General features: G+C 45.2%; 20 protein-coding genes. 13 read left to right on the top strand and 7 right to left on the bottom strand.

What is annotated here, in order from left to right; all coding sequences use genetic code 11:
* Nucleotide 1 precedes the first annotated feature (1 nt).
* Together ACQRBJ_RS04755 and ACQRBJ_RS04750 are read left to right on the top strand one after the other, a co-directional pair.
* Nucleotides 2–769, top strand: a complete 768-nt coding sequence (locus ACQRBJ_RS04755; protein ID WP_295347878.1) for a radical SAM protein — start codon at nucleotides 2–4, stop codon at nucleotides 767–769.
* Nucleotides 770–814: 45 nt separating this feature from the next.
* Entirely contained in the window at nucleotides 815–1636 is an 822-nt protein-coding gene (locus tag ACQRBJ_RS04750) for a bifunctional hydroxymethylpyrimidine kinase/phosphomethylpyrimidine kinase (protein ID WP_445302975.1), read from the top strand.
* 77 nt (nucleotides 1637–1713) lie between these two features.
* Here ACQRBJ_RS04750 and ACQRBJ_RS04745 read toward each other — a convergent pair whose 3' ends face one another.
* The 3 genes from ACQRBJ_RS04745 to ACQRBJ_RS04735 are packed head-to-tail and all read right to left on the bottom strand — an operon-like array spanning nucleotide 1714 to nucleotide 5459.
* On the bottom strand, nucleotides 1714–4308 hold the full coding sequence (locus ACQRBJ_RS04745; protein ID WP_445302974.1) for a TonB-dependent receptor domain-containing protein: 2595 nt from the start codon (nucleotides 4306–4308) through the stop codon (nucleotides 1714–1716).
* Between the two features lie 51 nt (nucleotides 4309–4359).
* Nucleotides 4360–4971: a hypothetical protein gene (locus ACQRBJ_RS04740; RefSeq protein ID WP_445302973.1), complete on the bottom strand. Its 612-nt coding sequence runs from the start codon at nucleotides 4969–4971 to the stop codon at nucleotides 4360–4362.
* Nucleotides 4968–5459, bottom strand: coding sequence for a sigma-70 family RNA polymerase sigma factor (locus tag ACQRBJ_RS04735; protein WP_119228474.1), 492 nt, complete (start codon nucleotides 5457–5459; stop codon nucleotides 4968–4970). The genes ACQRBJ_RS04740 and ACQRBJ_RS04735 overlap by 4 nt, the downstream gene beginning before the upstream one ends.
* 203 nt (nucleotides 5460–5662) lie before the next feature.
* On the opposite strand from ACQRBJ_RS04735, the gene ACQRBJ_RS04730 reads away from it, so the two are divergent.
* The 4 genes from ACQRBJ_RS04730 to ACQRBJ_RS04715 all read left to right on the top strand — a co-directional run bounded on the left by ACQRBJ_RS04730 (nucleotide 5663) and on the right by ACQRBJ_RS04715 (nucleotide 9353).
* Nucleotides 5663–6790: an AAA family ATPase gene (locus ACQRBJ_RS04730; protein WP_445302972.1), complete on the top strand. Its 1128-nt coding sequence runs from the start codon at nucleotides 5663–5665 to the stop codon at nucleotides 6788–6790.
* A 6-nt stretch (nucleotides 6791–6796) separates the two neighbouring features.
* Nucleotides 6797–7735 carry a DMT family transporter gene (locus ACQRBJ_RS04725; RefSeq protein ID WP_441936907.1) on the top strand — a complete coding sequence of 313 codons (939 nt, stop codon included), beginning with the start codon at nucleotides 6797–6799 and terminating at the stop codon, nucleotides 7733–7735.
* Between the two features lie 193 nt (nucleotides 7736–7928).
* The gene (locus ACQRBJ_RS04720; protein ID WP_445302971.1) at nucleotides 7929–8702 is read left to right on the top strand and encodes a winged helix-turn-helix domain-containing protein; all 774 of its coding nucleotides are present in this window, start codon (nucleotides 7929–7931) and stop codon (nucleotides 8700–8702) included.
* Nucleotides 8703–8795: 93 nt separating this feature from the next.
* Entirely contained in the window at nucleotides 8796–9353 is a 558-nt protein-coding gene (locus ACQRBJ_RS04715; RefSeq protein ID WP_441934270.1) for a hypothetical protein, read from the top strand.
* A gap of 207 nt (nucleotides 9354–9560) precedes the next feature.
* Here ACQRBJ_RS04715 and ACQRBJ_RS04710 read toward each other — a convergent pair whose 3' ends face one another.
* Nucleotides 9561–10013 carry a hypothetical protein gene (locus ACQRBJ_RS04710; protein ID WP_445302970.1) on the bottom strand — a complete coding sequence of 151 codons (453 nt, stop codon included), beginning with the start codon at nucleotides 10011–10013 and terminating at the stop codon, nucleotides 9561–9563.
* Between the two features lie 452 nt (nucleotides 10014–10465).
* Between ACQRBJ_RS04710 and ACQRBJ_RS04705 the strand changes: the two genes are divergently transcribed.
* The 4 genes from ACQRBJ_RS04705 to ACQRBJ_RS04690 all read left to right on the top strand — a co-directional run bounded on the left by ACQRBJ_RS04705 (nucleotide 10466) and on the right by ACQRBJ_RS04690 (nucleotide 13413).
* The gene (locus ACQRBJ_RS04705) at nucleotides 10466–10987 is read left to right on the top strand and encodes a ferritin (protein ID WP_445302969.1); all 522 of its coding nucleotides are present in this window, start codon (nucleotides 10466–10468) and stop codon (nucleotides 10985–10987) included.
* 223 nt (nucleotides 10988–11210) lie between these two features.
* Nucleotides 11211–11522 carry a nucleotidyltransferase domain-containing protein gene (locus ACQRBJ_RS04700; protein WP_445302968.1) on the top strand — a complete coding sequence of 104 codons (312 nt, stop codon included), beginning with the start codon at nucleotides 11211–11213 and terminating at the stop codon, nucleotides 11520–11522.
* Between the two features lie 328 nt (nucleotides 11523–11850).
* Nucleotides 11851–12456, top strand: coding sequence for an HU family DNA-binding protein (locus tag ACQRBJ_RS04695; protein ID WP_287561323.1), 606 nt, complete (start codon nucleotides 11851–11853; stop codon nucleotides 12454–12456).
* Between the two features lie 87 nt (nucleotides 12457–12543).
* Entirely contained in the window at nucleotides 12544–13413 is an 870-nt protein-coding gene (locus ACQRBJ_RS04690; RefSeq protein ID WP_445302967.1) for an N-acetylmuramic acid 6-phosphate etherase, read from the top strand.
* Here ACQRBJ_RS04690 and ACQRBJ_RS04685 read toward each other — a convergent pair.
* The gene (locus ACQRBJ_RS04685) at nucleotides 13360–15918 is read right to left on the bottom strand and encodes a S9 family peptidase (protein ID WP_445302966.1); all 2559 of its coding nucleotides are present in this window, start codon (nucleotides 15916–15918) and stop codon (nucleotides 13360–13362) included. The genes ACQRBJ_RS04690 and ACQRBJ_RS04685 overlap by 54 nt on opposite strands.
* A gap of 253 nt (nucleotides 15919–16171) precedes the next feature.
* Between ACQRBJ_RS04685 and ACQRBJ_RS04680 the strand changes: the two genes are divergently transcribed.
* Nucleotides 16172–18409 carry a TonB-dependent receptor domain-containing protein gene (locus ACQRBJ_RS04680; RefSeq protein WP_445302965.1) on the top strand — a complete coding sequence of 746 codons (2238 nt, stop codon included), beginning with the start codon at nucleotides 16172–16174 and terminating at the stop codon, nucleotides 18407–18409.
* A 69-nt stretch (nucleotides 18410–18478) separates the two neighbouring features.
* Here ACQRBJ_RS04680 and ACQRBJ_RS04675 read toward each other — a convergent pair whose 3' ends face one another.
* Nucleotides 18479–19156 (bottom strand): phosphatase PAP2 family protein, encoded by a 678-nt coding sequence (locus ACQRBJ_RS04675; RefSeq protein WP_295346915.1) that lies wholly within the window; start codon nucleotides 19154–19156, stop codon nucleotides 18479–18481.
* A gap of 74 nt (nucleotides 19157–19230) precedes the next feature.
* Nucleotides 19231–19743, bottom strand: a complete 513-nt coding sequence (locus ACQRBJ_RS04670) for a nitroreductase family protein (RefSeq protein WP_295346914.1) — start codon at nucleotides 19741–19743, stop codon at nucleotides 19231–19233.
* A 159-nt stretch (nucleotides 19744–19902) separates the two neighbouring features.
* Here ACQRBJ_RS04670 and ACQRBJ_RS04665 point away from each other — a divergent pair, with 159 nt between their 5' ends.
* Together ACQRBJ_RS04665 and ACQRBJ_RS04660 are read left to right on the top strand one after the other, a co-directional pair.
* Nucleotides 19903–21273 (top strand): Y-family DNA polymerase, encoded by a 1371-nt coding sequence (locus tag ACQRBJ_RS04665; protein ID WP_445302964.1) that lies wholly within the window; start codon nucleotides 19903–19905, stop codon nucleotides 21271–21273.
* 5 nt (nucleotides 21274–21278) lie between these two features.
* Entirely contained in the window at nucleotides 21279–21731 is a 453-nt protein-coding gene (locus ACQRBJ_RS04660) for a LexA family protein (protein WP_445302963.1), read from the top strand.
* Nucleotides 21732–21847 lie beyond the last annotated feature (116 nt).

Here is a 21847-nt window from a genome sequence, read left to right as displayed (position 1 = left end):
TATGTCAACGATTATTTATCCATCACCGATATTCGGTCCGGTAAACTCCCGCCGTCTGGGAGTTTCACTGGGCATCAACCTCATGCCATCTGATGGCAAGGTCTGCTCTTTCGACTGCGTTTATTGCGAATGCGGATTCAACGCCGACTTCCGTCCTAAGAAGAAGCGCCCTACCCGTGAGGAGGTAAGAGAAGGATTGGAGAAGGTTCTGAAAGAGCGCCACGACAACAACCAACCTTTGGACGACATCACCTTCGCAGGAAACGGTGAACCTACGGGCCACCCAGACTTCAAGGGAATCGTGGAAGATACGATGGAACTCTGCAAGAAATATTTCCCTGAAGCACAAGTATCCGTACTCAGCAACGCCACCTATATATATAAGGAGGAAGTGAGAGAGGCGCTGATGCTCGTGGATAACAACATTCTGAAACTGGATACCGTGGATATGGATTACATCAAGAAGCTAGACCGCCCTCAGCAGCCTAACTACGACGTGAAGGATGTGATCAAATATCTGAAGATGTTCAAGGGGCACGTCATCATCCAGACCATGTTCCTGAGAGGTGACGGTTTGGACAATACCAGCGAGCATTTCGTAGCTCCTTGGCTGGAGGCTGTGAAAGACATCCAGCCTCAGCAGGTAATGGTTTATACCATCGCCCGTGAAACACCAGACAAGTTGCTGGAAAAGGCACCAAAGGTAGTTCTCGATGCCATCAAGGACCGTGTAGAGGCACTGGGCATCAAGTGTACAGCCAGCTACTAAGAGATAATCAGGATAAGAAAGAAAAGCAAGTAGAAAAAAGAAAGAATGAAAGCGAAAAGTAATATCCTTATTATCAGCGATATGTGTGGCTACGGAAAGGTATCTGCCGCAGTTCAGATGCCTATCCTCTCTTATATGGGACTCGACGTGTTCAATCTGCCCACCATGCTCATCAGCAACACGTTCCCATACGGCAAGTACGCCATTCTGGAATGCACTTCGTATATCGAGGAAGCCTTGCAGAAGTGGAACGAACTGGGCATTCACTTCGATGCCATCACCACGGGTTTCATGGCTTCGGAGCGTCAGGCTAAGCTGGTGGCACGCTATTGCAGAGAACAGGCAGCACTGGGCACCGACATCTATGTGGATCCCGTGATGGGCGATTACGGCAAGCTCTATGGTGGAGCCAGTGAGAGTACCGTGAGATGCATGAAGGAGATGCTGAGCGTATCGCATCTCTGTTTTCCCAACTATACCGAGGCTTGCCTGCTGACGGATTCGGAATACAAGGAAGAGGGAATCTCGGAGAAGGATGCCTATGAACTGATAGATAAACTGAGAGCCATCGGTTCCCACTCCGTGCTCATCACCTCGTGCATCGTAGAGGGTCAGCATGCCGTGGTAGGTTTCAATCATCTTACAGAAGAGTATTTCCTCCTGCCCTACGAAGAAATCCCTGTTCAGTTCCCGGGCACCGGCGACATCTTCTCCAGCATCATCGTGGGCAGACTGAAGGACGGCGATTATCTTCGCCATGCCACCCGCATCGCCATGGATACTCTGCGCAACTGGATAGACATCAACAAGGATGACAAGGACAAGAACCGCGGAATTCCTATAGAAAGACATCTGGGGGACTTGTAGAAGAAATTGAAAGGTAGAAAAACAAGGAATTGATAAAGAGAAAAAAGGGGAACCTGCAAAAACAGATTCCCCATTTTTTATAGTCGATTGATAATAGAGTTATCATTCTGAATCTGACCTTTACGAGCCTTATACTTATTGTGGAAGCTATAAGTCAATGTCAGGCTATAACGGGAGTATGCCTTCTGATAGAACTCATAGTCGAGGACTGGATTGAGCTGATAGCCTTTCTGACGAAGCGTATGGAAGACATCAAATACGCTGAAACCCAGCGACAAGGCATCCTTCAAGAATGTTCGATTATACCCTAAACACACGTAGCCAAGAGGATGACTTTTATAGTTAGCATCTATCGTACTTGTAGAATAATTTCCCTCCACAGAAAAACTACCTATCTTCTTGAAGGTGAGGTCATTGACGCAATTGCCTCTTACCACCCAAATGTGCTTTACATTATAACTCTTTGGAATATCGTCATAATAGCCAGCCAACCCCATGTTGAGATTCCACCAAGGCAAGATTTTCCCATTGAAAGCATAATCAGCCCCCACGATGGTCTCTGAGCCAAAATTGGTTATATCACGATAAGTCTTGTCACCAATCGTCTCAAAATACTCAGCTATCACATCTTTCCTATGCTTATACGAGAAAGACAGAGAATGGTTACCATGCGTCAACTCCCATATAAGGGAGTTACTGATAGATGGCTGCACATTCGGATTGCCAGTTGTATAAAGAACGGCTGAAATACGTTCCTTGTTATTGGTAAGATCACCAAACGAAGGACGGTTGATACTGCTGCTATATGTAAGACTCATACTACTCTTGTCATTGAACTTATAAGACAGGTATGCATAAGGAAACCAATTGGTATATCGCTTATCCACCTCTGTTTTATCAGTCAAGCGATTGATGCCCTTCTGCCAAGTATTCTCCATTCGCATACTCAGATAAGCAAACACCTTCTCTCCAAAGTTCTTCGACAACCCGAGATAAGCAGCCGCAACCTGTTCCTGATACTTCCAATCGCTTGAAGTCAAATCTCCCTCCACAAGATTGTTCCTGATGTTCAATCCTGTGGTTCTGATATTATTCTCATATTTAGAACCTAAGCGAAGCGCCAAACTGCTAGGGAAATTATAACGGAAATCCGTCTGCAAACTTCCTGTATTGGCATTCGAGGTTGATTGATTATACTCATCCGTATGCAAAGGCTCATAATCTTCATAAGATGCTACGAAACTATTGCCCTTATTGGCATGCTTATAATTATAGTTGCCTAATACCTTTAGATAACTGTCTTTCTCATCTATTTTCCAATTGTAAGAAAGCACCGCATTCAGATAATCCGTATTATTACGGTCGTTCATATCAGAAACACCTTGATACAACATTTTATTGGCATCAGTAAACTTACAGTAATCACCCGCACTAACAGCATGCCTATTATTGATATTTCCATTCAGTTCAGCGCCAAAGAGATGATGATGCTTCTTATCAATGGCATAGATACTACCCACACGATAGAAATATAACTTTTGCCTATTATCATACGTTTGAGCAACAAGATGATGGGTATCAGTCTCCATAAAATGATGTTGCGTCTCACCATATAGGGCATTTCTTGCCCAGATATAATAAGTAGAGGCATAAACATTCCAACGCTCCGTTCCCAAATTAAGATTCAACAATGGATAATAGGAATAAAACTTACTCGATTCTGGGCTTAGATTTCCCACATATCCCGTGATACTTCCATTAAAACCAGCCCGAATCCTTGTCCTTATATGAACAATGCCACCCTTAATGTCGGCATCATGCTCAGCACCATGCGTATCTTGTATCTCAATGCTTTGGATATCATCAGCCTTGATGCTTGAAAGGAAAGACTTCAGTTCCGTTCCTGCCAGTTTTCTGTCATTTACGAAAATGGTTGCCTCTGTATTATTCACCTTGATATTCACTCCTCCGGAAGCATCATCCTGCACCATCACCTTTGGAGCATACTTCAACACATCCGTGGCATTCATAGCCCCGATATTCTTCAGTTCACTCACATTGAAAACGGTCTTGTCTTCCTTGCGTTGGAACAAAGGCTTGTAGGCTTTCACCACCACCTTATTTAATGTATAGGCATCATGGAACAACCGAATACTGCCCATCTTGCCCACATTCACCCGTTTATACTGGGTCTTGTAGCCAACATAGGAGAAACGGGCGATGACCTGCTTCTGATGAACAGGAATCACGAAGTCGCCAGAAAGATTGCTCACACCCCCATTCACATAGCTGGAATCCCTGACATCCAGAAGAGCGATGTTGACAAATTCCATCGGTGCGCCCTTATCATCCAACACCCTTCCTATCAGTTTCTGGGGTTCCTTCTGGACACACTCGAAATAGATTTCATCCTTGTCGAAGGTGGCACGGATGGGATAAAAGCCAATTATCTGGGTTACGATATCACGGACATCCTTGTTCTTGAAAGAAGTACTGACGGTGAAATCCTCCAACTCATCGTAGATAAAATTGATTTTATATTGGGGTTGAGCCTTGTCTAGCCAGACCAAGACCTTACTGAACGAAGCCTTGTCGAAAGTATGCGACAAGCGTTGTGCATAGCCTGCCATAAGCGCCATGCACAGAAATATCATAAATATGATTCTCTTCATAGTTTCTCTCTTTTTCACAGTTCCTGTCGGATAGGAACAAATCATGCGTATTTACTCTACAATCAACATCTGATTAGCCTCATCAAAGGAAAGATGTACCTTATCAAAGTGATTGATCTTGTCGATGATATCTTGCAGGGAATCCTTGCTATCCCATTGCAGATAAAAACGGATATGTGCTGCTGCCTGGTTGCGGTACTCCACCTTTACCTGCATCTTGTCAGCAATATACTCCAAGATGCCAGACAACTCAATATCCTCAAAGATAACAGGGGCTTTCTTGGTTGGTTCTATCTTCAGCCAAGCGTCATCTACCGCAACCTTTGCCTTCTGTTTTTGCGGTGTCTTCACGCTATCTGTCACCAAAGCCGTCTCGTTCTTTTCTGCACGGTTCACAATATGATAAGCCGCATACGAAATGCCCGAAAGCATCAGCAATCCCACAAAGGCGGCTGCTATCTTCAACCAGGAAGATTGCCCTGTCGGATGATACGCTTTTTCGGAAATATCCCAAGCCTCATCCCCTTGCTTGGAATCAGTATCAGCAAGTTTTGTCTCAAACTCCTTCCAAGCTTCATCCACATCCACAGAATCTTTCGCCTTCTCATAGGCATAAGCCCGCTTCAGCAGAACTAACTGATCGTCATTACTCTTGTTGGTCATAACTCTGAATCTTTAAATTGTTCTTTAATCATCTTCGTAATGTTGGAAAGATGTTTCCAGACTGCCACTCGGCTGATACCCAGTTCCTCTCCTATCTCTCCATACTTCATCCCTCCCAGGAATCGCATCTTGAAAATGCACTGCTGTTGTGGGGTGAGATGGGTCTTGGCAAAATGCAGCATCTGCTCCAACCGGAGTTCATCTTCTTCTGGAGATGCAGCCATCTGTTGTTCGCTGGCATAAAGCATAGCGATACGCTGCCGGTTCGTTTTTTGTGAAATGCGCTTGAGGCAACTGTTTCGAACACTCGTTAGCAGATAGTGCTCGACGGTATCTGGCAACAATACGGTATCAGATTCGAGCAATCGTTCAAAGATGTCGCTAACCACATCCTTGCTCTCTTGCTCATCGTAGAGGATGCTGACAGCCATCCCATACATCCGCCCGTAATACTGCCTGAACAGTGTTGATATTTCTTTCTTTTCCATCACGATTTTTACTAGCTATTACCCTCGGGTAGAGAAAATGCTAACCTATGAATCCAACTTTTTTTGCAAAAGTACTCATTTTATCCTAAAAAAGAAAAGATAAAGAGGATATTTATTTTGCTGTTTCAAATATTGCACTTGATTATTTGCATATATCAAATAATAATTGTAAATTTGCGGTGGAAATATAAACTTCGAAGATTATGGCAAAGGAAAGAATCTATCCGGTAGGAGTGCAAACCTTCAGCGACATTATAGAGGAAGGTATGATCTATGTAGATAAAACCGCCCTCATTTACAATATGGCAAAGAAATACAAATATGTGTTTCTTAGCCGTCCACGCCGTTTTGGTAAGTCCCTGCTAAGCAGTACGCTGCGCTCTTACTTTGAAGGAAAGAAAGAGCTTTTCAAAGGACTCGCTATCGAAACTTTGGAGAAAGAATGGACAGAATATCCTGTACTCCATTTCGATCTGTCAACCTTCAAGAACTGCGATTTATCTCTCTTTCCTGAAAAATTCGACATGCAATTACGCAGGTTCGAAAAGCAATTCGGAATAGAAGATATGAGGAAAAGTGCCGGTAACCGCTTAACCCAGCTCATAGAACAGGCAGAATCGATAACCGGCAGAAAAGTCGTTATCATTATTGACGAATACGATGCTCCTCTACTTGATGTGTTGCATGATGAGACCAAACTGGAAGCTGTAAGAACTATCATGCAGGAGTTTTATGCGCCTATTAAAGCCAACAGTTCGCATATTCATTTTGCCTTTATCACGGGAATCACAAAATTCTCTCAACTCAGCATCTTCAGCACTATCAATAATCTTACCAACATCAGTATGGATCCGGAGTTTTCTACCATCTGCGGCATCACCAAGGATGAACTGGACACCATTCTGAAAGAAGATATTGCTTTGCTGGCTAGCAAAAATCATGTATCATTCGAAAGAATGAGAGAATTGCTAAGAGAAAACTATGATGGTTACCACTTCAGCCGGGAAGGTGAAGATATCTTCAATCCATACAGTCTCATGAGAAGTTTTGCAGCAGGATTCATCGACAACTACTGGTATGCTTCGGGTACATCAACCTACCTGATTCATCAGATGCAACATTTCCATACAGATGTCACAACACTTGACGATATGTTTGCCTTTTCCTCATCCTTCGACCGTCCTACGGAAAAGATGAGCGATGCCTTGCCTTTGCTCTACCAAAGCGGCTATCTTACCATCAAAAAGTATGACCCGCTGAGCAATGGATATTATCTAGGCATTCCTAACAAAGAGGTAAGGGCAGGATTAATGGAAATACTCCTACAATAAATATAAATGGAAAAGAAAGAAACAAATACACTCAGTATATTTCAGCGCCCGGTATGGGTAAGCCTGTTCGCCCTTACGGCTGCTATCTCGTGGGGATGGGCTTACCCATTGATAAAAATGGGAATGGAGGAATATCAGATTACAGCAGACATGACCGGAAGCAAGATGCTTTTTGCAGGCATCCGCTTCTTCATTTCCGGCATCATCATCCTGGCCATCGCCAGAAGCTCGCATCGTAAATTCGGATTCAAAAAGAATGCTGTTCAAGAGAATGTCTGGTTCCTTCTCCTCTATGCACTCCTCAACACCACCCTTCATTATGCTTTCTTCTATTTCGGACTCTCGCATAATGCAGGAGCACGTTCGGCGATACTCAATTCTATGAGCGTCTTCACGGTGGTTATCTTTGCCTGCATCTTCTTCAAGAGCGACAGGATGACGTGGCGAAAGGCATTGGGCTGCATCATCGGATTCCTGGGCATCCTTGCCTTGAACCTTGGCGGAAAGGAAAGCGGAAGTTTCACATTCCTGGGCGATGGTATGATTATCCTCAATGCCCTGTGTGGAGCCAGTGCTTCCCTGCTGACCCGAGGATTGAGCAAGAGGGTGGATGTTTTCGTAGGAACCGGTTATTCGTTGAGCATCGGTGGAGCCTTGCTGGTGATTCCTGCATTGTTAATGGGTGGATATCTGCCAGTCATCAGCTTCTGGGGCATCACTATCCTTCTGCTGCTCATTGCCATCTCAACCATCAGTTTCGCTCTCTACAACAAACTATTGAGCTGCAATCCCGTAGGAAAGGTAGCGATATACAATTCGCTCATCCCCGTAGTAGGAGCCATCACCTCCTGCCTCTGTCTTGGCGAAACCTTCTACTGGAAGTATCTGATAGCAGGCGCATTGGCTACTGCCGGAATTTATATCATCAATAAAGGGAAGAAATAAATTCCGGCTGTTGCCCATGCAACCTATATAGAAACAAAACCAACTTTCCTAAAAGCGAAAAATATGGCTGACATGAGTCTGACATTTATCAATTAACGAATATTATATCTAGTTTTATACCATCTTTCATAGAATTTCTGTACTTTTGCATTTGAATCTTTAAACAGTATATCATTTAAACAGAATAGATAATATGAAACTGAAAGCATATCATTCCATCCTCATCTTCGCCATCCTTGTGATGTCTGCAGCATTCTCCAGCATAAGCAACTACCGCAAGGCACAGTATGCCATTGTACAAGATATGAACAAAGCTTTGGCTCTGACTCTTCAGGAAAATAAATATCAATGGATTACGCCTGATACCATCCAGAGCTACCGCTCACATCTCAGCATCGACCTGCTGAAATCGACCAGCAATCTCTGCTATGTGATGGAAGACAGAAGAAGAGGCAAGAACAATTCCCAGTTGGTAAATAGCGCCAACCTGCTCAGCAGCAAAGAGATGCTTCTCAACGAGCATTCTATCCAAAGTTATGCTAACTGTTCGATGGCAGATGTTTTGAGTATGAGCAACCAGCGGACATCTTTGACGCTTACCCTCATGGCTATGATTTGGGCTATTGCATCGTTATACTATCATCTCAGAAAACAACCCTGGAATCATGAGGCTGATATGTTCGGCACCATGTGCTATTCTCAAGACGAGGATTCCTTCTACAATCAGGAAAACGGACAAGCCATCAAGTTTACTCCGATGCAGCATCAGCTGATGCAACTCTTCTTCAACAATACGCATCATCAACTCTCCAAACAGGAGATATGTGATGCTCTTTGGCCCAAGAAACCGGATGCCAGCGAAACGCTCTATACCTTGATTCGCCGTATCAAACCGGTGATTGAGCAGAATAGCAACCTCATGATTGAGTCGGAAAGAGGCAAGTCTTACCGACTGATAATCAGATAAGTTCAGAAATGTCAGCCAAATGTCATACTTATTATTTGGCTGTTTCCCATCTTCTTCATACCTTTGCTGCTAAAATATAAAAGTGGCAAAGATATGAAGAAGATTTTTTTGATAGCAGTTGTCTTGCTGATGATGATAAACTTCATCATCAACTATCACCATGAGGTTACGAAAGAGCAGCATACACCGATGGCGGATTTCAAAACCAAGGTAGAGATGGCACCCATGAAGGAATACAATGACCCTGACTTCGGCTACGTTATCAAGTATCCTTGCTTCTTCCAGCAGGAGGATACTTCGGTATCGGGATACCAGGGCTATGCCCGCTTCTCATTCACTAATCATGCCAACATCATCCTGGAGAGTTACGTTACCCCCAACAATAGCAACACCCTCCAGGCTTGTGCAGATTCTCTAGCCCAGAAGCTTCATTCGGAGCGGACGATGCAGGCATCGAATAAGGCATTCATCCTCTCCGGTCCTGTCTATGAAAACGGAGTAAGAGTAGATGGCTACAGTCATTACGATAAATTCATCAAGAGTGGCAGAATACTCTTCGTTTATTCCCTCACCTATCCCGACAGTTACAAGCCAGCCATGCCCCGACTGTTCAAACTCATAGACGACTGGAAGGTTTTAGGGGCATATTAATCTGCCTTGAAGATATCCTCACGAGCCTCTTGGGATTGTATAAAAACAGCTTTCAAAGAAGATAAAAGCGCTTGATTATTTGCATATATCAAATAACAATAGTTCGTTAATAATTCAATAATGTGCTAAGCAGCTATACGCTGTAAGCACGAGAGATCTTTGAAAATCTTGCTAATTAAAGTTCGGTTCGGGGTGTACCCACTTGCTTTAAAAATTCGTTTCACCAGATAAATGTTGGTCATCAGTGACTTGAATGAAGACATAGAATATTCCATTCCCATCTCCTTCATAGTTACCTTGGCAACATTTAGTGATGTGAACGAAGCATTGAAAGCAAAATTCGATCTGGAACCTGGTTCTATAATAAAGAAGTACCTCTTCACCCGAAAGTGAGGTGTCTGTAGAGAAGAATAGTTTCTTCTTGCCATTCGGCATCTGCCAGATGACAAGTCTAACTTTACACCTGAGTGCCTTGGAATAGGCAATCAAAGTATAAGCTGTTCCTTCTATATCTTTCATCTCCATCTTCTCCATTCGAGTGAGGTCAAGATTCTTCATATCAATCTTGCCATCCTTGGTCTTGGGGCGACCACGTTTTCCAGTACGTGGACCAGCATAGACATAAAAGAGACAAGCATTGTCACGAAAGCGGCTTATCAAAGAGAACCCTTCTTTCTTTATCCCATTAACAAATGTACTTGTAGAGAAGTAAGCATCTGCAACTATGAGGGTTGAGAGTTTGAGAAGTTCCTTGCGATAACGCTTAATGAGTTACTGAAAATCAGCGACTTGACCAACTTTTTATAGTTAAGTTTTCATAAGCATTTCTTAATATAAGTTATTGATTTACAGACGATTAAATGTTAATTTAACGCAGTATTGCTCTATGGTATTGTTTTATTATAGATAATTAACTCAACTTTCGCGTGTACGAAAGTTGAGTAACCATACTTTCAGAAATTGAATCTTCCAAGATTAAAATTTTCTTAATATTTTTTGTCATTTCAAATAAAAGCCGTAACTTTGCGATGTGCTTGTAAGAAAAGGCAAAGAATTGCCATTCTTCATATATGGTACCAACAAAAAGTCTAACCCATTAAATTTAGAAAACCATGCTAAATAAGAAAGTAGAAGAGGCGCTCAACGCCCAGATTAATGCAGAGATGTGGTCAGCTTACCTATATTTGTCTATGGCGGCATATTGCCATGCCAACGGCAACCCAGGTATGGGTAACTGGTTCCAGGTTCAGTTTCAGGAGGAGCAAGACCATGCCAAGATTATATTCAATTACATCATCCAGCGTGGCGGTCACGTGGAATTGAAGGCTATAGATGCCGTTCCTACCACATGGGAGAATCCATTGGATATCTTCGAGTCAACCTTGGCACACGAGCAGAAGGTTACCTCCCTCATCAACAACCTCTTCGCTCTCACTACCCAGGAGAATGACTATGCCACACAGAGCATGCTCAAGTGGTTTGTAGATGAGCAGGTGGAGGAAGAGGAGAACGCCCAGAACATCATCGACAACCTTCGCATGATCAAGGACAACGGCTATGGTCTATACATGCTCGACAAGGAGCTTGGCGCAAGAGTCTATACCCAGGCAGCGCCATTGGCCAACAAGGCGTAAAATGACTGAACTTTCGCATATGGGGAAGTTAAGTGAAGTTAGGGAAGTTAGAAGGAAGTTAAGGGACAAATGTCCTACGTTTTACGCTAGAATACTATTGTCCCTTAACTTCCCGAACGACCGTAGGGAGTGATAACTTCTTTAACTTCAATCAATTCCCTCACTTGCGAAACTTGAATAAAATGAGTATATAATTTTGCGGTGAAATAGTGAATGATTGCGTATGAAGAAGAACAAAATTATAGAAGCGATGCACAACAAATTGTATGAGATAGACCCTCACGCAAAGGCTATCCTTTTCGGTTCTCGCGCCAGAGGTACAGAACACGAAGGAAGCGATTGGGACATTCTTATTCTTCTCGACAAGCCAAAGGTCACTCTGCAAGATTACGACAAGTATTCCTATCCACTAAGAGAATTAGGATGGGATATTGATGAAACTATCAATCCTGTACTATTCTCACAAAAAGAATGGGAAGAAAACCGTCATACCTTATTTAATCATAATGTAACAAGGGAAGGGATTGCAATATGATAAAGGGAGTTACAAAAATTACTGCACAACAGCCGCTTTACGAGCGCACAACACGTGGCAGACAACCGCACAACAGCTGATGTGCGATTGCATAACAGCTGTTGTGCGGCTGATGATACTATCTCTTTCGACAACTATTCCTATCTTTTCCAACAACTATTTCTGTCATTTCAAACCGCCAATCACAGTATTTCCAAATTCTATCTGTATTTCTTTCCTCCTTTCTTCTTGATTCTCAGAATAATTGTTTATCTTTGCGACGTCAACCAGACAATAATGGGTGATAACAAGAACATTTTATTCTTGCTGACATAAAACTGAGAATACTATGGCTATAAAATATGAAATACATTATCTTCCCAATGCTGGAGGAAATGAAGAGACACGCCGATTCGCCCATATCTTTGAGCAACCTGCGATGACAGACAAGCAGATGATAGAACGAATAGCCCAACATAGCTGTTTGGGAAAGGGAGAAGTGGCTACTGTCTTCATGCAACTGCGTGACATTATCGAAGAAGACCTGCAGGATGGAAAGCGTATCAACATCCCGGAAATCGGATACCTCTCACTCTCGGTAAATCTGGATATGGATGAACTGAAGCCTGACAGCAAGGTGAGAGCCGACTACGTTAGCGTAAGGGGCATCAAGTTCCGCCCCAATGAAGACCTGCTGAAACAGGTGAAGCATCATACTCATTTCGAGAAATCGCAATATACTTCCCGCTCCTACCCTTTCTCTGAAGATACCTTGAAGGAGAAAATAAGAGAGTATATGAAAGACCATCGCTCCATCAACCGCAGAACCCTGGAAATGGAATTTCATATCCGCAAACAGACTGCACTCAACTGGTTGAAGCAACTGGAAAAATCCGGTTTCCTGATTAAAGAAGGTTCACGCAATGCTCCGGTTTATTTCCTGGCAGAAGAATAGAAACCTGCATCAGGATTATCGGCTATAGCCATAGGAAATAGCCTGAAATCAAGCTTTTCGTAATCTACAACCAAAAGATAAAATAATATGCCAAATAAAGAAGAAAAGAGAATAACAGAGCAGAGCTCGCTCTACGAACATCTGGAAAAGATGAGCGTGGAAGAACTCACCGCTCATATCAATGCAGAAAACAAGAAGGTGGCTCTGGCAATAGAAGAAGCATTACCCGCCATCAACCAACTGATTTCCGCCATCGAAGGGCAGCTGAAGAAGGGCGGAAGACTCTTCTATGCCGGTTGCGGAACGGGCGGAAGACTGGCTACCCTCGATACCATAGAAGTACAGAACACCTATGGCATCGACGGTTCGCAGATACAAGCCATCTTCCCTGGAGGCATCGGCTGCCTTACGCAAACCAGGGAATCAAGAGAAGACGACCTGGAGAATGGTTGGCACCAGCTCTGCGATAAACATATCTCAAAGCAGGATTTCGTACTCGGTTTTTCTGCCAGCGGCACAACCCCATTCGTGCTTTCCATCTTGCAGCATTGCAAGAAAGAAGGCATTCCTACGGGTTGCATGGTCAACAATCCCCACTCTCCCATCGCCCAAGCAGCCGATTATCCCGTAGAAGTCATCACAGGACCGGAATTTGTAACGGGAAGCACTCGCATGAAAGCAGGCTCATCGCAGAAGATGATTCTGGACATGATAAGCACTTCCCTTCAGATCAGGCAAGGACGGGTGGAAGGCAACAAGATGGTGAACGCCAAACTCATCAACCATAAACTCATCGACCGTGCCTGCCGCATCTTCATGGAACGCAATCCGCAATATACGGACTACGAAGAAGTGAAACAGCTGATTCTGGAATCAGGAAGCGTGAAGAAGGCAGAAGAGAAATTACATCTTCTCGGTGCCGTACATATCGTTCCACCAACTGGCATCATCCTGTAACCACTTGGCAAACCAGGCGAAGATAGTATCTTGCCACTTGAGGCGCTTCTCGTAGTCTATGATGTGATGATCCTGGTCTTTTACCAATACCATCGCTGTTGGACGGCCGAGGAGCTTCAATGCATTATAGAGCTGGATACTCTCGCCCACTGGTACATTGTTATCGGCAGTACCATGCACAAAGAGCAATGGTGTATGAATCTTATCAGCATTATAGAGCGGACTCTGATCTACGAAGAGATGCTTGTTGGTCCAAGGATACTCATTCGCCATGGAAACTTCGCTATAGCTGTAGCCCCAATAACCCTCGCCCCAATAGCTGGTATGATTGCTGATACCGGCATGAGAGATGGCTGCAGCAAAGAGGTCGGTCTTGGTCTGCAAGTACTGGGTCATGAATCCACCATAGCTTGCACCGATACATCCTATCTTCTTACTGTTCACGAAGTTATGTTCCTTGCAGAAAGCCTTTGTGCTGGCAATAATGTCTTCTGCCACGCCCTCGCCTGCCGTATCCACGTGGCGGGCAGAGAACTTCTGACCGAAACCGGTAGCACCGCTAGGATTAACCACCAGAACAACATATCCCATCGCTGCATATACATGATGAGGATAGTGACCCAGGAACATACGGGTGGTAGGACTGCAACCGCCGTAGTAATACACAATCATAGGATATTTCTTCGCAGCATCGAAGTGAGGAGGCAGATAGTAACGGCAGCAGAGTGTATCGCCACGAGAGTTCACATAGTTCCATGCCTTGCATTCGCCCAGCTCGATGTCCTTCAGCAGTCGGGCACTGAGATCATCCACCAGCAGAGCCTTCTGTGCCTTGGTATTCATCTTGTAGAGACGGTCGGCATTGGAAGCACTCTGACCAGAGAACGCCATTTCCGGAGCAGCCGCTGCAATGGAGAAGCTCTTGATATTCTCTTCCGGAGTCTTCAGGAGAGTGAACTTTCCGGTCTTAGGATTGAGCTGGAAGAGATGCATGCAGTCTTTATCCTCGGCAGTAAAATAGATGTTTCCATCCGCCATGCTCCAATCCACGCTCTGCACGTTAGGGTTGAAATCCCTGGTCATCGGTTTCACCTTCTTGTCTGCCAAAGTCATCAGATAGAGCTGTGTATCTATCATGCTTGGTGTCTGTCCCTCTTCTACATTCTTTCCGATGCCATTGAAAGCCTCAGGCGAACCGGTTATGAGGATGCTCTTGCCGTCTGGCGAGAACTGGGCACTATTGATGAATTCTCCCTTCTCTACCAAAGTCTCCACGCTCATGTCGTTCAGATTGAGACGATAGAGGGAATTGAGCGTTGTTGGACGCTTGGTAAGACGCTCCTCGCTCTTGCCGATGAGCAGATAGCGGGAGTCGGCAGAGATATCATTGAGATATACATTGTGATAGCCGAAAGTAAGCGGCTGGAGAATGCCCGATACCAAATCATACTTGGCAAGATAGCTGCGGTTTCTCCATCCAGGCTGGCGGTCATCAGGCTCCTTTACATCAAACACCTGAGCATCCTGCTTTCTACCCTCTATATAAAGCGTATAGATAAGCGATTTCTCATCAGGAGTAAACTGGAACCAGCCTTCCGGAATATTAGCCGCCATCACCTCACGCTCCATATTCAGCGGATTGATGGTGATAAGCTGCATGGCTCCGTCTGCCTTTCCTTCACCGGCGATGGCATTGTCGCCCGCCTTCTCGGTAAAGTACATCTTGTTGGTGCGAGGCATCCATCTTATGTTCTCCTCAAAGGAAGCAACGACCTTGTTGGTCTGGCTGTTTCTCAGCTCGTTGATGCTATGCTTCTTGCCCTGACGGTCTACCCAAGTCTTGCGCACAATCATAAACTTGCCATTTGGCGAAAGTGCCACACTTGAATAGTTTGGCATGCAGATTGCATCATATATATTAAGGTTGCGCTTGGTATTGGCAGAAGCCTCGCCCACGCTCAGCTGCTTGCCATCGGCAGCAGTAACGCTCACCTTGAAATCGTTGGCAGCATCCTTGTCTGCAGTCTTATCGGAAGACGAATCAGATGCGGTGAGATATTTGATGACCACAGTATGGGTAGAAGGCAGCAAGACGGTCTCGGCCTTGTCAGCATTCACCTTCACCTGCTCGCCATCTACGAAGAGGCGGTATTGCTTCAAGCCCTTTACCTCTACAGTAGCCTTGGTACGGCTGGTGTTAGATACGGTGAAGGAAGCCAGATGGAGTGCATTCTGCTTGGCATTATCAGCCAAGAGCTGAGAAGCAGCCACTTCCTTGCCATTATTCAATAGGCTGAACGATAATGGAGAGTCTAATACCCCCTCCATTGCAAACTTTTCTCCCTTCACATTTACGCTGTCTGCCATCCAGGGAGTAGACACAGGGAATGGACCCACATGCTTCAGTTTCTGCACCTCGATAGTATCGGCATTGGCAGAAAGCGAAGCACAGAGAGCTGCGCTGAAAGTGAGAGCCAAGAGGCTCTTTCTTGTTGTTTTCATCATGATTTATTTCAATTATATTAAATTTTCTGCGAAATTACAAATAAAAGTTGAGATAAGCGAAACTTTCGCTTACATTTTTTGCTTTTTATCGGGATTATTCTGTTTTTATGTTATCTGAACGTTAAGAAGAGCTTTCAGAAAGTTATAGTTGGGTTAAACCCCTATTCCGTTCATTGTCATTCCAAAAAATCCATTTACCTTTGCATCGTCAAACAGAAAAAGAAAGAAGTATTAAAACTAAAAAAAGATTGTTATGAACAAGAAAAATATGATAATACTGAGCTCTTTGCTCGTATGTTCGCTCGAAAGTTTCGCACAGAACCAGGTTGAGGCTACTGATTCCATCTGGAAGGATATGGACCTGGATGCTGTAACCGTGGTTGCCTCCAAGCCTTTGGTTAAGATGGAGACCGACAAGATGACCTACAACGTAGAGCAGGATGCCGATGCCAAGGCTTCTACCGTACTCGATATGCTGCGCAAGGTTCCGATGGTAACTGTAGACGGACAGGACAACATCACCGTGAATGGTTCTTCCAGCTTCAAGGTATACGTAGACGGAAAGCCGAATCCCATGTTCTCTGCCAACCCATCGCAGATATTCAAGGCGATGCCTGCCAACATGGTGAAGAACATAGAAGTGATTACCAACCCTGGAGCCAAATATGATGCAGAAGGAACGGGCGGCGTGCTCAACATCGTACTCAACAAGCAGACCTTGGGCGGAGCTGGAAGCAGCGACCTCAGCAATGGATATAACGGCAACATCAGTGCTGCTACCGGCAATCAGGCTCAGCGCATCTCTGCCTTCATCAGCGGTCAGCAGGGCAAACTCACCTACAGTGCCAACGGTATGTACAACTACCAGAAGATGAACGGTACAACCATCTCCTTCGACCGTACGCAGAAAGACGGAAGCCTGATGAACTACTATCAGAAATCAGACATGAAGCAGCCGTTCTCGATGGGTAACATCAGTCTCAGCTTTGAACTCGATTCGCTGAGCAACATCAGCGCCACGGCTGGCTTGACCACCTTCGGTCAGAAGCTGAACGGTCATCCGCTTACCCAGATGTCTGGCGGCATCTATGGCAAGGGCTTCGAATATGGCAACGAGATGAAGCAGAATCTGGACAACACTTCTTTCAATGGAAGCATCGACTATCAGAGATTCTTCAACAAGGAGCGAACCAACTACCTCATCCTCAGCTATCTCTTCAGCAACAACCCTACCCATATCGACAACTATACGTTCTATGATGACATCAGTCAGGTAACGGGAATTCAGCTCCACGACCTGCTCTCAAAGAGCAAAACCCGTGGCACTGAGCATACCTTCCAGGCAGACTTCACCCACTCGCTCAGCGAGACACAGCGCTTGAACTTCGGCGCCAAATACATCGCCCGCACCAACAAGAGCGATTCCCGCTACTATGATGTAGCAGCCGATAAGACCGAGACTCTGAACCCAGCCAACAGCATGGAATACAAGAACACCCAGAATATTCTGGCTGCATACGCTGAATGGAAAGGAAACTTCGGAAAATGGGGAACGATGATGGGAACCCGCTACGAGCAGACCTGGGAAAAGGTGAAGTTTGAACAGGGCAAGGGCGATGACTTCGACAAACAGTACGGCAATCTCGTACCTAGCGCCAGCCTTTCCTACAACATCGCTCCAGGCATGAACATCGGACTGAACTATCAGCTGCGCATCACCCGTCCTGGCATCACTTATCTGAATCCATACATAGACCGAAGTAATCCTACTGCCATCTCCTATGGCAATACAGATCTCGACGTGGTGAAGTCGCATCAGCTGAACATGGTATTCAATTACTATAACCAGCGATTCATGTTGAGCACCACCCTGGGTTACGGATTCTGCGACAACAAGATAGAGCAGTATTCCTTCCTCGATGCCGACAACCTGCTCAACACCACCTACGGCAATGTTTCGAAGACCCGCAACGCCAGCATGAATGTATTCATCAATTGGCTGATGTTCAAGAAAACAAGACTGATGCTGAACGAGAGCTTGAGCTACAACGATTTGCGCAGCGATGCCCTGGGATGGAAGAACAACGGATGGAACAGCAGCACGATGATCAACCTGCAACAGACCCTGCCTTGGGAACTGCAATGGACCGTGGGTAGCATCATCCAGACCAAGCAGCATAATCTGCAGGGCTATCAGAGCGGTATGTCGTTCTTCTATACCACCCTCTCCAAATCTATCGTGAAGGATAAGCTTGACCTGAGTCTGATGTTCCTCACTCCTACCGACGACAAGCTCAACATCAAGCAGAAGACCGTGGGTTCGGATTACGTACAGAACATGACCGTAAAAGTGCCATTGCGCCAGATCAGTCTTACCCTGACATGGAAGTTCGGAAACACCAAGAAGCAATTCCAGCAGGCGAAGTCAAACATCAAGAATGACTTCCAGGAAGAGCAACAGGGAATCCAGACAGGAGGAATGGAGAAATAATAAAAACGGAAAAATCAGCAGGAAGACTCTTTTCTGCTGATTTTTCCGTTCTATACAACTGATTGTTTTTTATAATCTGATAGCTAAATCAATACCTGTCGGAGCTACCGAAAGACTGATATTGTCATTGATATCCTTCTCTTTCTCTCCATCACTCTCCTTTCCTTTCTTCTTGTTCTTTCCCAGAATCCAATCGCCTATCAGATAGCCGGCTTCTGCTGAGGCTACACCGATGGCAGCACCCGCCACGACATCTTCCCAATGATGGCGATTGCGGCGCACTCTATCCACAGCCACTCCCGTAGCCACCGCATAGCCCGCCACACCAATCCAAGGAGAAACCTTGCGATATTCGTGCATCAATGTGGTGGCACCGCAGAAAGCCACAGAGGTATGTCCGGAAGGAAACGACTCATTATCAGTCCCATCGGGTCTCATCTTGTGTATCGACTTCTTGAGCGAATAGGTTACAGCCGCATTGACGCCGAACGAGAGCACCGAAACAGCAATCCTTCGCTTCCAGGAACTCTCAGCCTCCACGCCCAACATCTTCAATCCGAAGACAGATGCCGTTGGCACCAGGCGCAGGACATCATCGATTCCATCACCATGATAGCGCTTGTAATGGGTAGTCTGCTCTACAGGAACCGTTGTATTCTGCCCCATGGGCATCATCATATTCTGCGAAAAGACAGGGGCAGGAATCATCATGATTCCACCTATTAATATCTTTCTTATTCTTTTCATATTCATGTTAATATGGCGTACCCGGCATGTATGGCGAAAAGGGAAGCCATTTCCATTTTACATCCATTTTTATCCTAGATTTCTTCTACTATCTCGCTCATGTCCTTGCGCTTTTTCTCGGCATGAGGACAATCTTCTGCAATATGCCCGATAGGAATAATAACAACTGCCTCATAGCCCTCACGAGGGAAAAGCTGCTGCATCTTATCGGTATCGTAATTGCATACCCAGCAGGTTCCAAGTCCACGCTCGGTGGCTGCCAGACAAAGATGCTCTGTAGCGATGGCTACATCAATATCTCCATGAGGCTTCTCATCATATCTGCGAACCCAGTTTTCATTCACGTTTTTCATGCCCACGATATACATCGGTGCTGTTTTAAACCACTCACGATCGTAGCATTCCTGCAATTTCTCCTTAGCCTCTGCAGAACGGACGATGAGCCAGAGCCAAGGCTGTCTGTTCACAGCAGACGGTGCCAGCTGCACACACTGCATGATATAATCCAAATCCTCCTGGCTTACAGCCTCAGAGGTAAACTTACGAGCCGAGAATCGCTCTTGACTCAATGATAACATATCTTTCATATCGTTCTGATTTTACGATTATTCTAATCTAAATTATGGGCACAAAGTTAAGAAAAAATTACGGAACAACCAAAAAACAAGGATAAAAGATAATAGGTTTCGGAATATTTTTCGTAATTTTGCAGATTGTACAAGAAATCGTTGTTAATTTTAAAGGAAATGATAGGATTAGCAGATTGCAACAACTTCTACTGTTCGTGCGAACGAGTGTTTCGCCCCGACCTGATAGGGAAGCCCGTGGTTGTCTTGAGTAACAACGACGGGTGTATTATCGCACGCTCCGAAGAAGCCAAGGCTTTAGGCTACAAGATGGGCGACCCATTCTATCAGGTAAAGGAAAAGCTGGAGGCTGAAGGCGTAGCTATCTTCTCCAGCAACTACACGCTTTATGGTTCACTTTCCAATAGGGTGATGTCGATGCTATCGCACTACTCACCCCATATCGACCAATACTCCATCGACGAGAGTTTCTTCGAAGTGGACAGTTCTATGGCAGAGTCATTCTTCAGGGAATATCTGAAGAAAACTTCTACTTCTCCTGATTATGAATCTTCAGATCACGAATCTCTCCTCCACCGATATGGAGCCAGGATTTCGGCTGATGTGTTCCGAGCCGTGGGCATCCCTATCTCCATCGGAATCGCAGAAACGAAGACTCTGGCAAAAATCGGTTCTAAATTCGCCAAGAAATACAAGGGATATCAGGGCTGTTGTCTCATCGACACAGACGAACGGAGACGCAAGGCGCTGTCTCTCTTCCCCGTAGAAGACGTATGGGGAATAGGCAGGCAGATAGCCCGGAAGCTCGACTATATGGGAATCCGAACTGCTGCCCAGTTTGCGGAAAAGAAAGAAAGTTGGGTGCGCAGCCATTTCAATATCACCACCGTCAGGACCTGGAAGGAACTGAACGGAGAGAGTTGCATCAGCATCGAGGAACTGCCGCAGAAGAAGAGCATCTGCACCAGCAGGAGTTTTGCCGACGAGGGCATTACTGACAAGAACGTGATAGAAGAAGCCGTGGCTAATTTCGCAGTACGCTGTACTGAAAAATTAAGGAGGCAAGGTAGCGTATGCCAGGGTATTACCGTGTTCGCATGGACCTCCAGATTCAATGAGAACGTGCCCGAATATACCATCCACGACTCCCTCACCCTACCCATCGCCACCAATGCGCAGGACGAGATTGTGGGTGCCGCCCTCACTATTCTCCGCGCCAAATATCCGAAACCAATGACAGACAGCAGAGCTGACCGCCCAGGAATGTCATTCAATTTCAAGAAAGCAGGCGTTATCCTGTGGCAAATCTCCCCCGACAATCCTCGCCAGCAGGACCTCTTCGACCCTATCGACCGAAGCAAGCAAAAGGCACTGATGGAAGCCATCGATGCCATCAACCGGAAGAACGGCTATGGAACCATCCGTCAAGCCGTACAGGGAAACGGTTGCCGATTCGACTTGAAGCGGGAATATATGTCGAAACGGTTCACTACAGACATCAATGAAATTCTGAAAGTAAAGAGCAAATAAACGAAATGGAGAATAAAGACAAGATAAAACTGACATTTCACCCTGCGGAATTCGGATCCGAAATGCCGATTCCGCTGGCTGAACAAAGCGTAAAAGCCGGCTTCCCTTCGCCGGCACAAGACTATATGGAGGGAGAAATAGACCTCAACGATATTCTGATTCGCCATCGTGAGGCAACTTTTTACGTGCGCATTTCGGGCGACAGCATGAAGGATGCAGGCATTTTTGACGGTGACCTCGCTGTGGTTGACCGGCAGATAGAACCCTCTAACGGCAACTTCGTCATCGCCTTCGTGGATGGCGAATTCACCATCAAACAGTTCAAAATGGACGAAAGCGGAACCTTTGGCTGGCTCATCCCATGGAACAGTGATTTCTCTCCTATCCGGGTAGATGAAACCAACCGGTTCATGGTTTGGGGCGTGGTGACCTATGTGATTCATCAGATTGCTGAATAGTTTTAAGTTAAAGAACGTAAAATAATTAATCGCTTTCGGTATTTTTTATTACTTTTGTTGGCTAAAATGTGGCATTTCAATACTGCATTAAACACAAATTAATAAAAAATAATAAA

It is taken from the genome of Prevotella sp. SGI.167 (assembly GCF_050313615.1).
Taxonomy (GTDB): domain Bacteria; phylum Bacteroidota; class Bacteroidia; order Bacteroidales; family Bacteroidaceae; genus Prevotella.
The sequence above is the reverse complement of the archived record's forward strand: the minus strand, read 5'-3'. Positions and strand labels throughout refer to the sequence as shown.

Excerpts from the sequence above, each read along its gene's own strand:
- ACQRBJ_RS04705 (WP_445302969.1), top strand. The coding sequence starts at position 10,466 with ATGCTAAATAAGAAAGTAGAAGAGGCGCTCAACGCCCAGATTAATGCA.
- ACQRBJ_RS04725 (WP_441936907.1), top strand. The coding sequence starts at position 6,797 with ATGGAAAAGAAAGAAACAAATACACTCAGTATATTTCAGCGCCCGGTA.
- ACQRBJ_RS04660 (WP_445302963.1), top strand. The coding sequence starts at position 21,279 with ATGGAGAATAAAGACAAGATAAAACTGACATTTCACCCTGCGGAATTC.
- ACQRBJ_RS04740 (WP_445302973.1), bottom strand. The coding sequence starts at position 4,971 with ATGACCAACAAGAGTAATGACGATCAGTTAGTTCTGCTGAAGCGGGCT.
- ACQRBJ_RS04695 (WP_287561323.1), top strand. The coding sequence starts at position 11,851 with ATGGCTATAAAATATGAAATACATTATCTTCCCAATGCTGGAGGAAAT.
- ACQRBJ_RS04700 (WP_445302968.1), top strand. The coding sequence starts at position 11,211 with ATGAAGAAGAACAAAATTATAGAAGCGATGCACAACAAATTGTATGAG.
- ACQRBJ_RS04730 (WP_445302972.1), top strand. The coding sequence starts at position 5,663 with ATGGCAAAGGAAAGAATCTATCCGGTAGGAGTGCAAACCTTCAGCGAC.
- ACQRBJ_RS04665 (WP_445302964.1), top strand. The coding sequence starts at position 19,903 with ATGATAGGATTAGCAGATTGCAACAACTTCTACTGTTCGTGCGAACGA.
- ACQRBJ_RS04685 (WP_445302966.1), bottom strand. The coding sequence starts at position 15,918 with ATGATGAAAACAACAAGAAAGAGCCTCTTGGCTCTCACTTTCAGCGCA.
- ACQRBJ_RS04745 (WP_445302974.1), bottom strand. The coding sequence starts at position 4,308 with ATGAAGAGAATCATATTTATGATATTTCTGTGCATGGCGCTTATGGCA.
- ACQRBJ_RS04670 (WP_295346914.1), bottom strand. The coding sequence starts at position 19,743 with ATGAAAGATATGTTATCATTGAGTCAAGAGCGATTCTCGGCTCGTAAG.
- ACQRBJ_RS04735 (WP_119228474.1), bottom strand. The coding sequence starts at position 5,459 with ATGGAAAAGAAAGAAATATCAACACTGTTCAGGCAGTATTACGGGCGG.
- ACQRBJ_RS04755 (WP_295347878.1), top strand. The coding sequence starts at position 2 with ATGTCAACGATTATTTATCCATCACCGATATTCGGTCCGGTAAACTCC.
- ACQRBJ_RS04690 (WP_445302967.1), top strand. The coding sequence starts at position 12,544 with ATGCCAAATAAAGAAGAAAAGAGAATAACAGAGCAGAGCTCGCTCTAC.
- ACQRBJ_RS04680 (WP_445302965.1), top strand. The coding sequence starts at position 16,172 with ATGAACAAGAAAAATATGATAATACTGAGCTCTTTGCTCGTATGTTCG.
- ACQRBJ_RS04675 (WP_295346915.1), bottom strand. The coding sequence starts at position 19,156 with ATGAAAAGAATAAGAAAGATATTAATAGGTGGAATCATGATGATTCCT.
- ACQRBJ_RS04720 (WP_445302971.1), top strand. The coding sequence starts at position 7,929 with ATGAAACTGAAAGCATATCATTCCATCCTCATCTTCGCCATCCTTGTG.
- ACQRBJ_RS04750 (WP_445302975.1), top strand. The coding sequence starts at position 815 with ATGAAAGCGAAAAGTAATATCCTTATTATCAGCGATATGTGTGGCTAC.
- ACQRBJ_RS04715 (WP_441934270.1), top strand. The coding sequence starts at position 8,796 with ATGAAGAAGATTTTTTTGATAGCAGTTGTCTTGCTGATGATGATAAAC.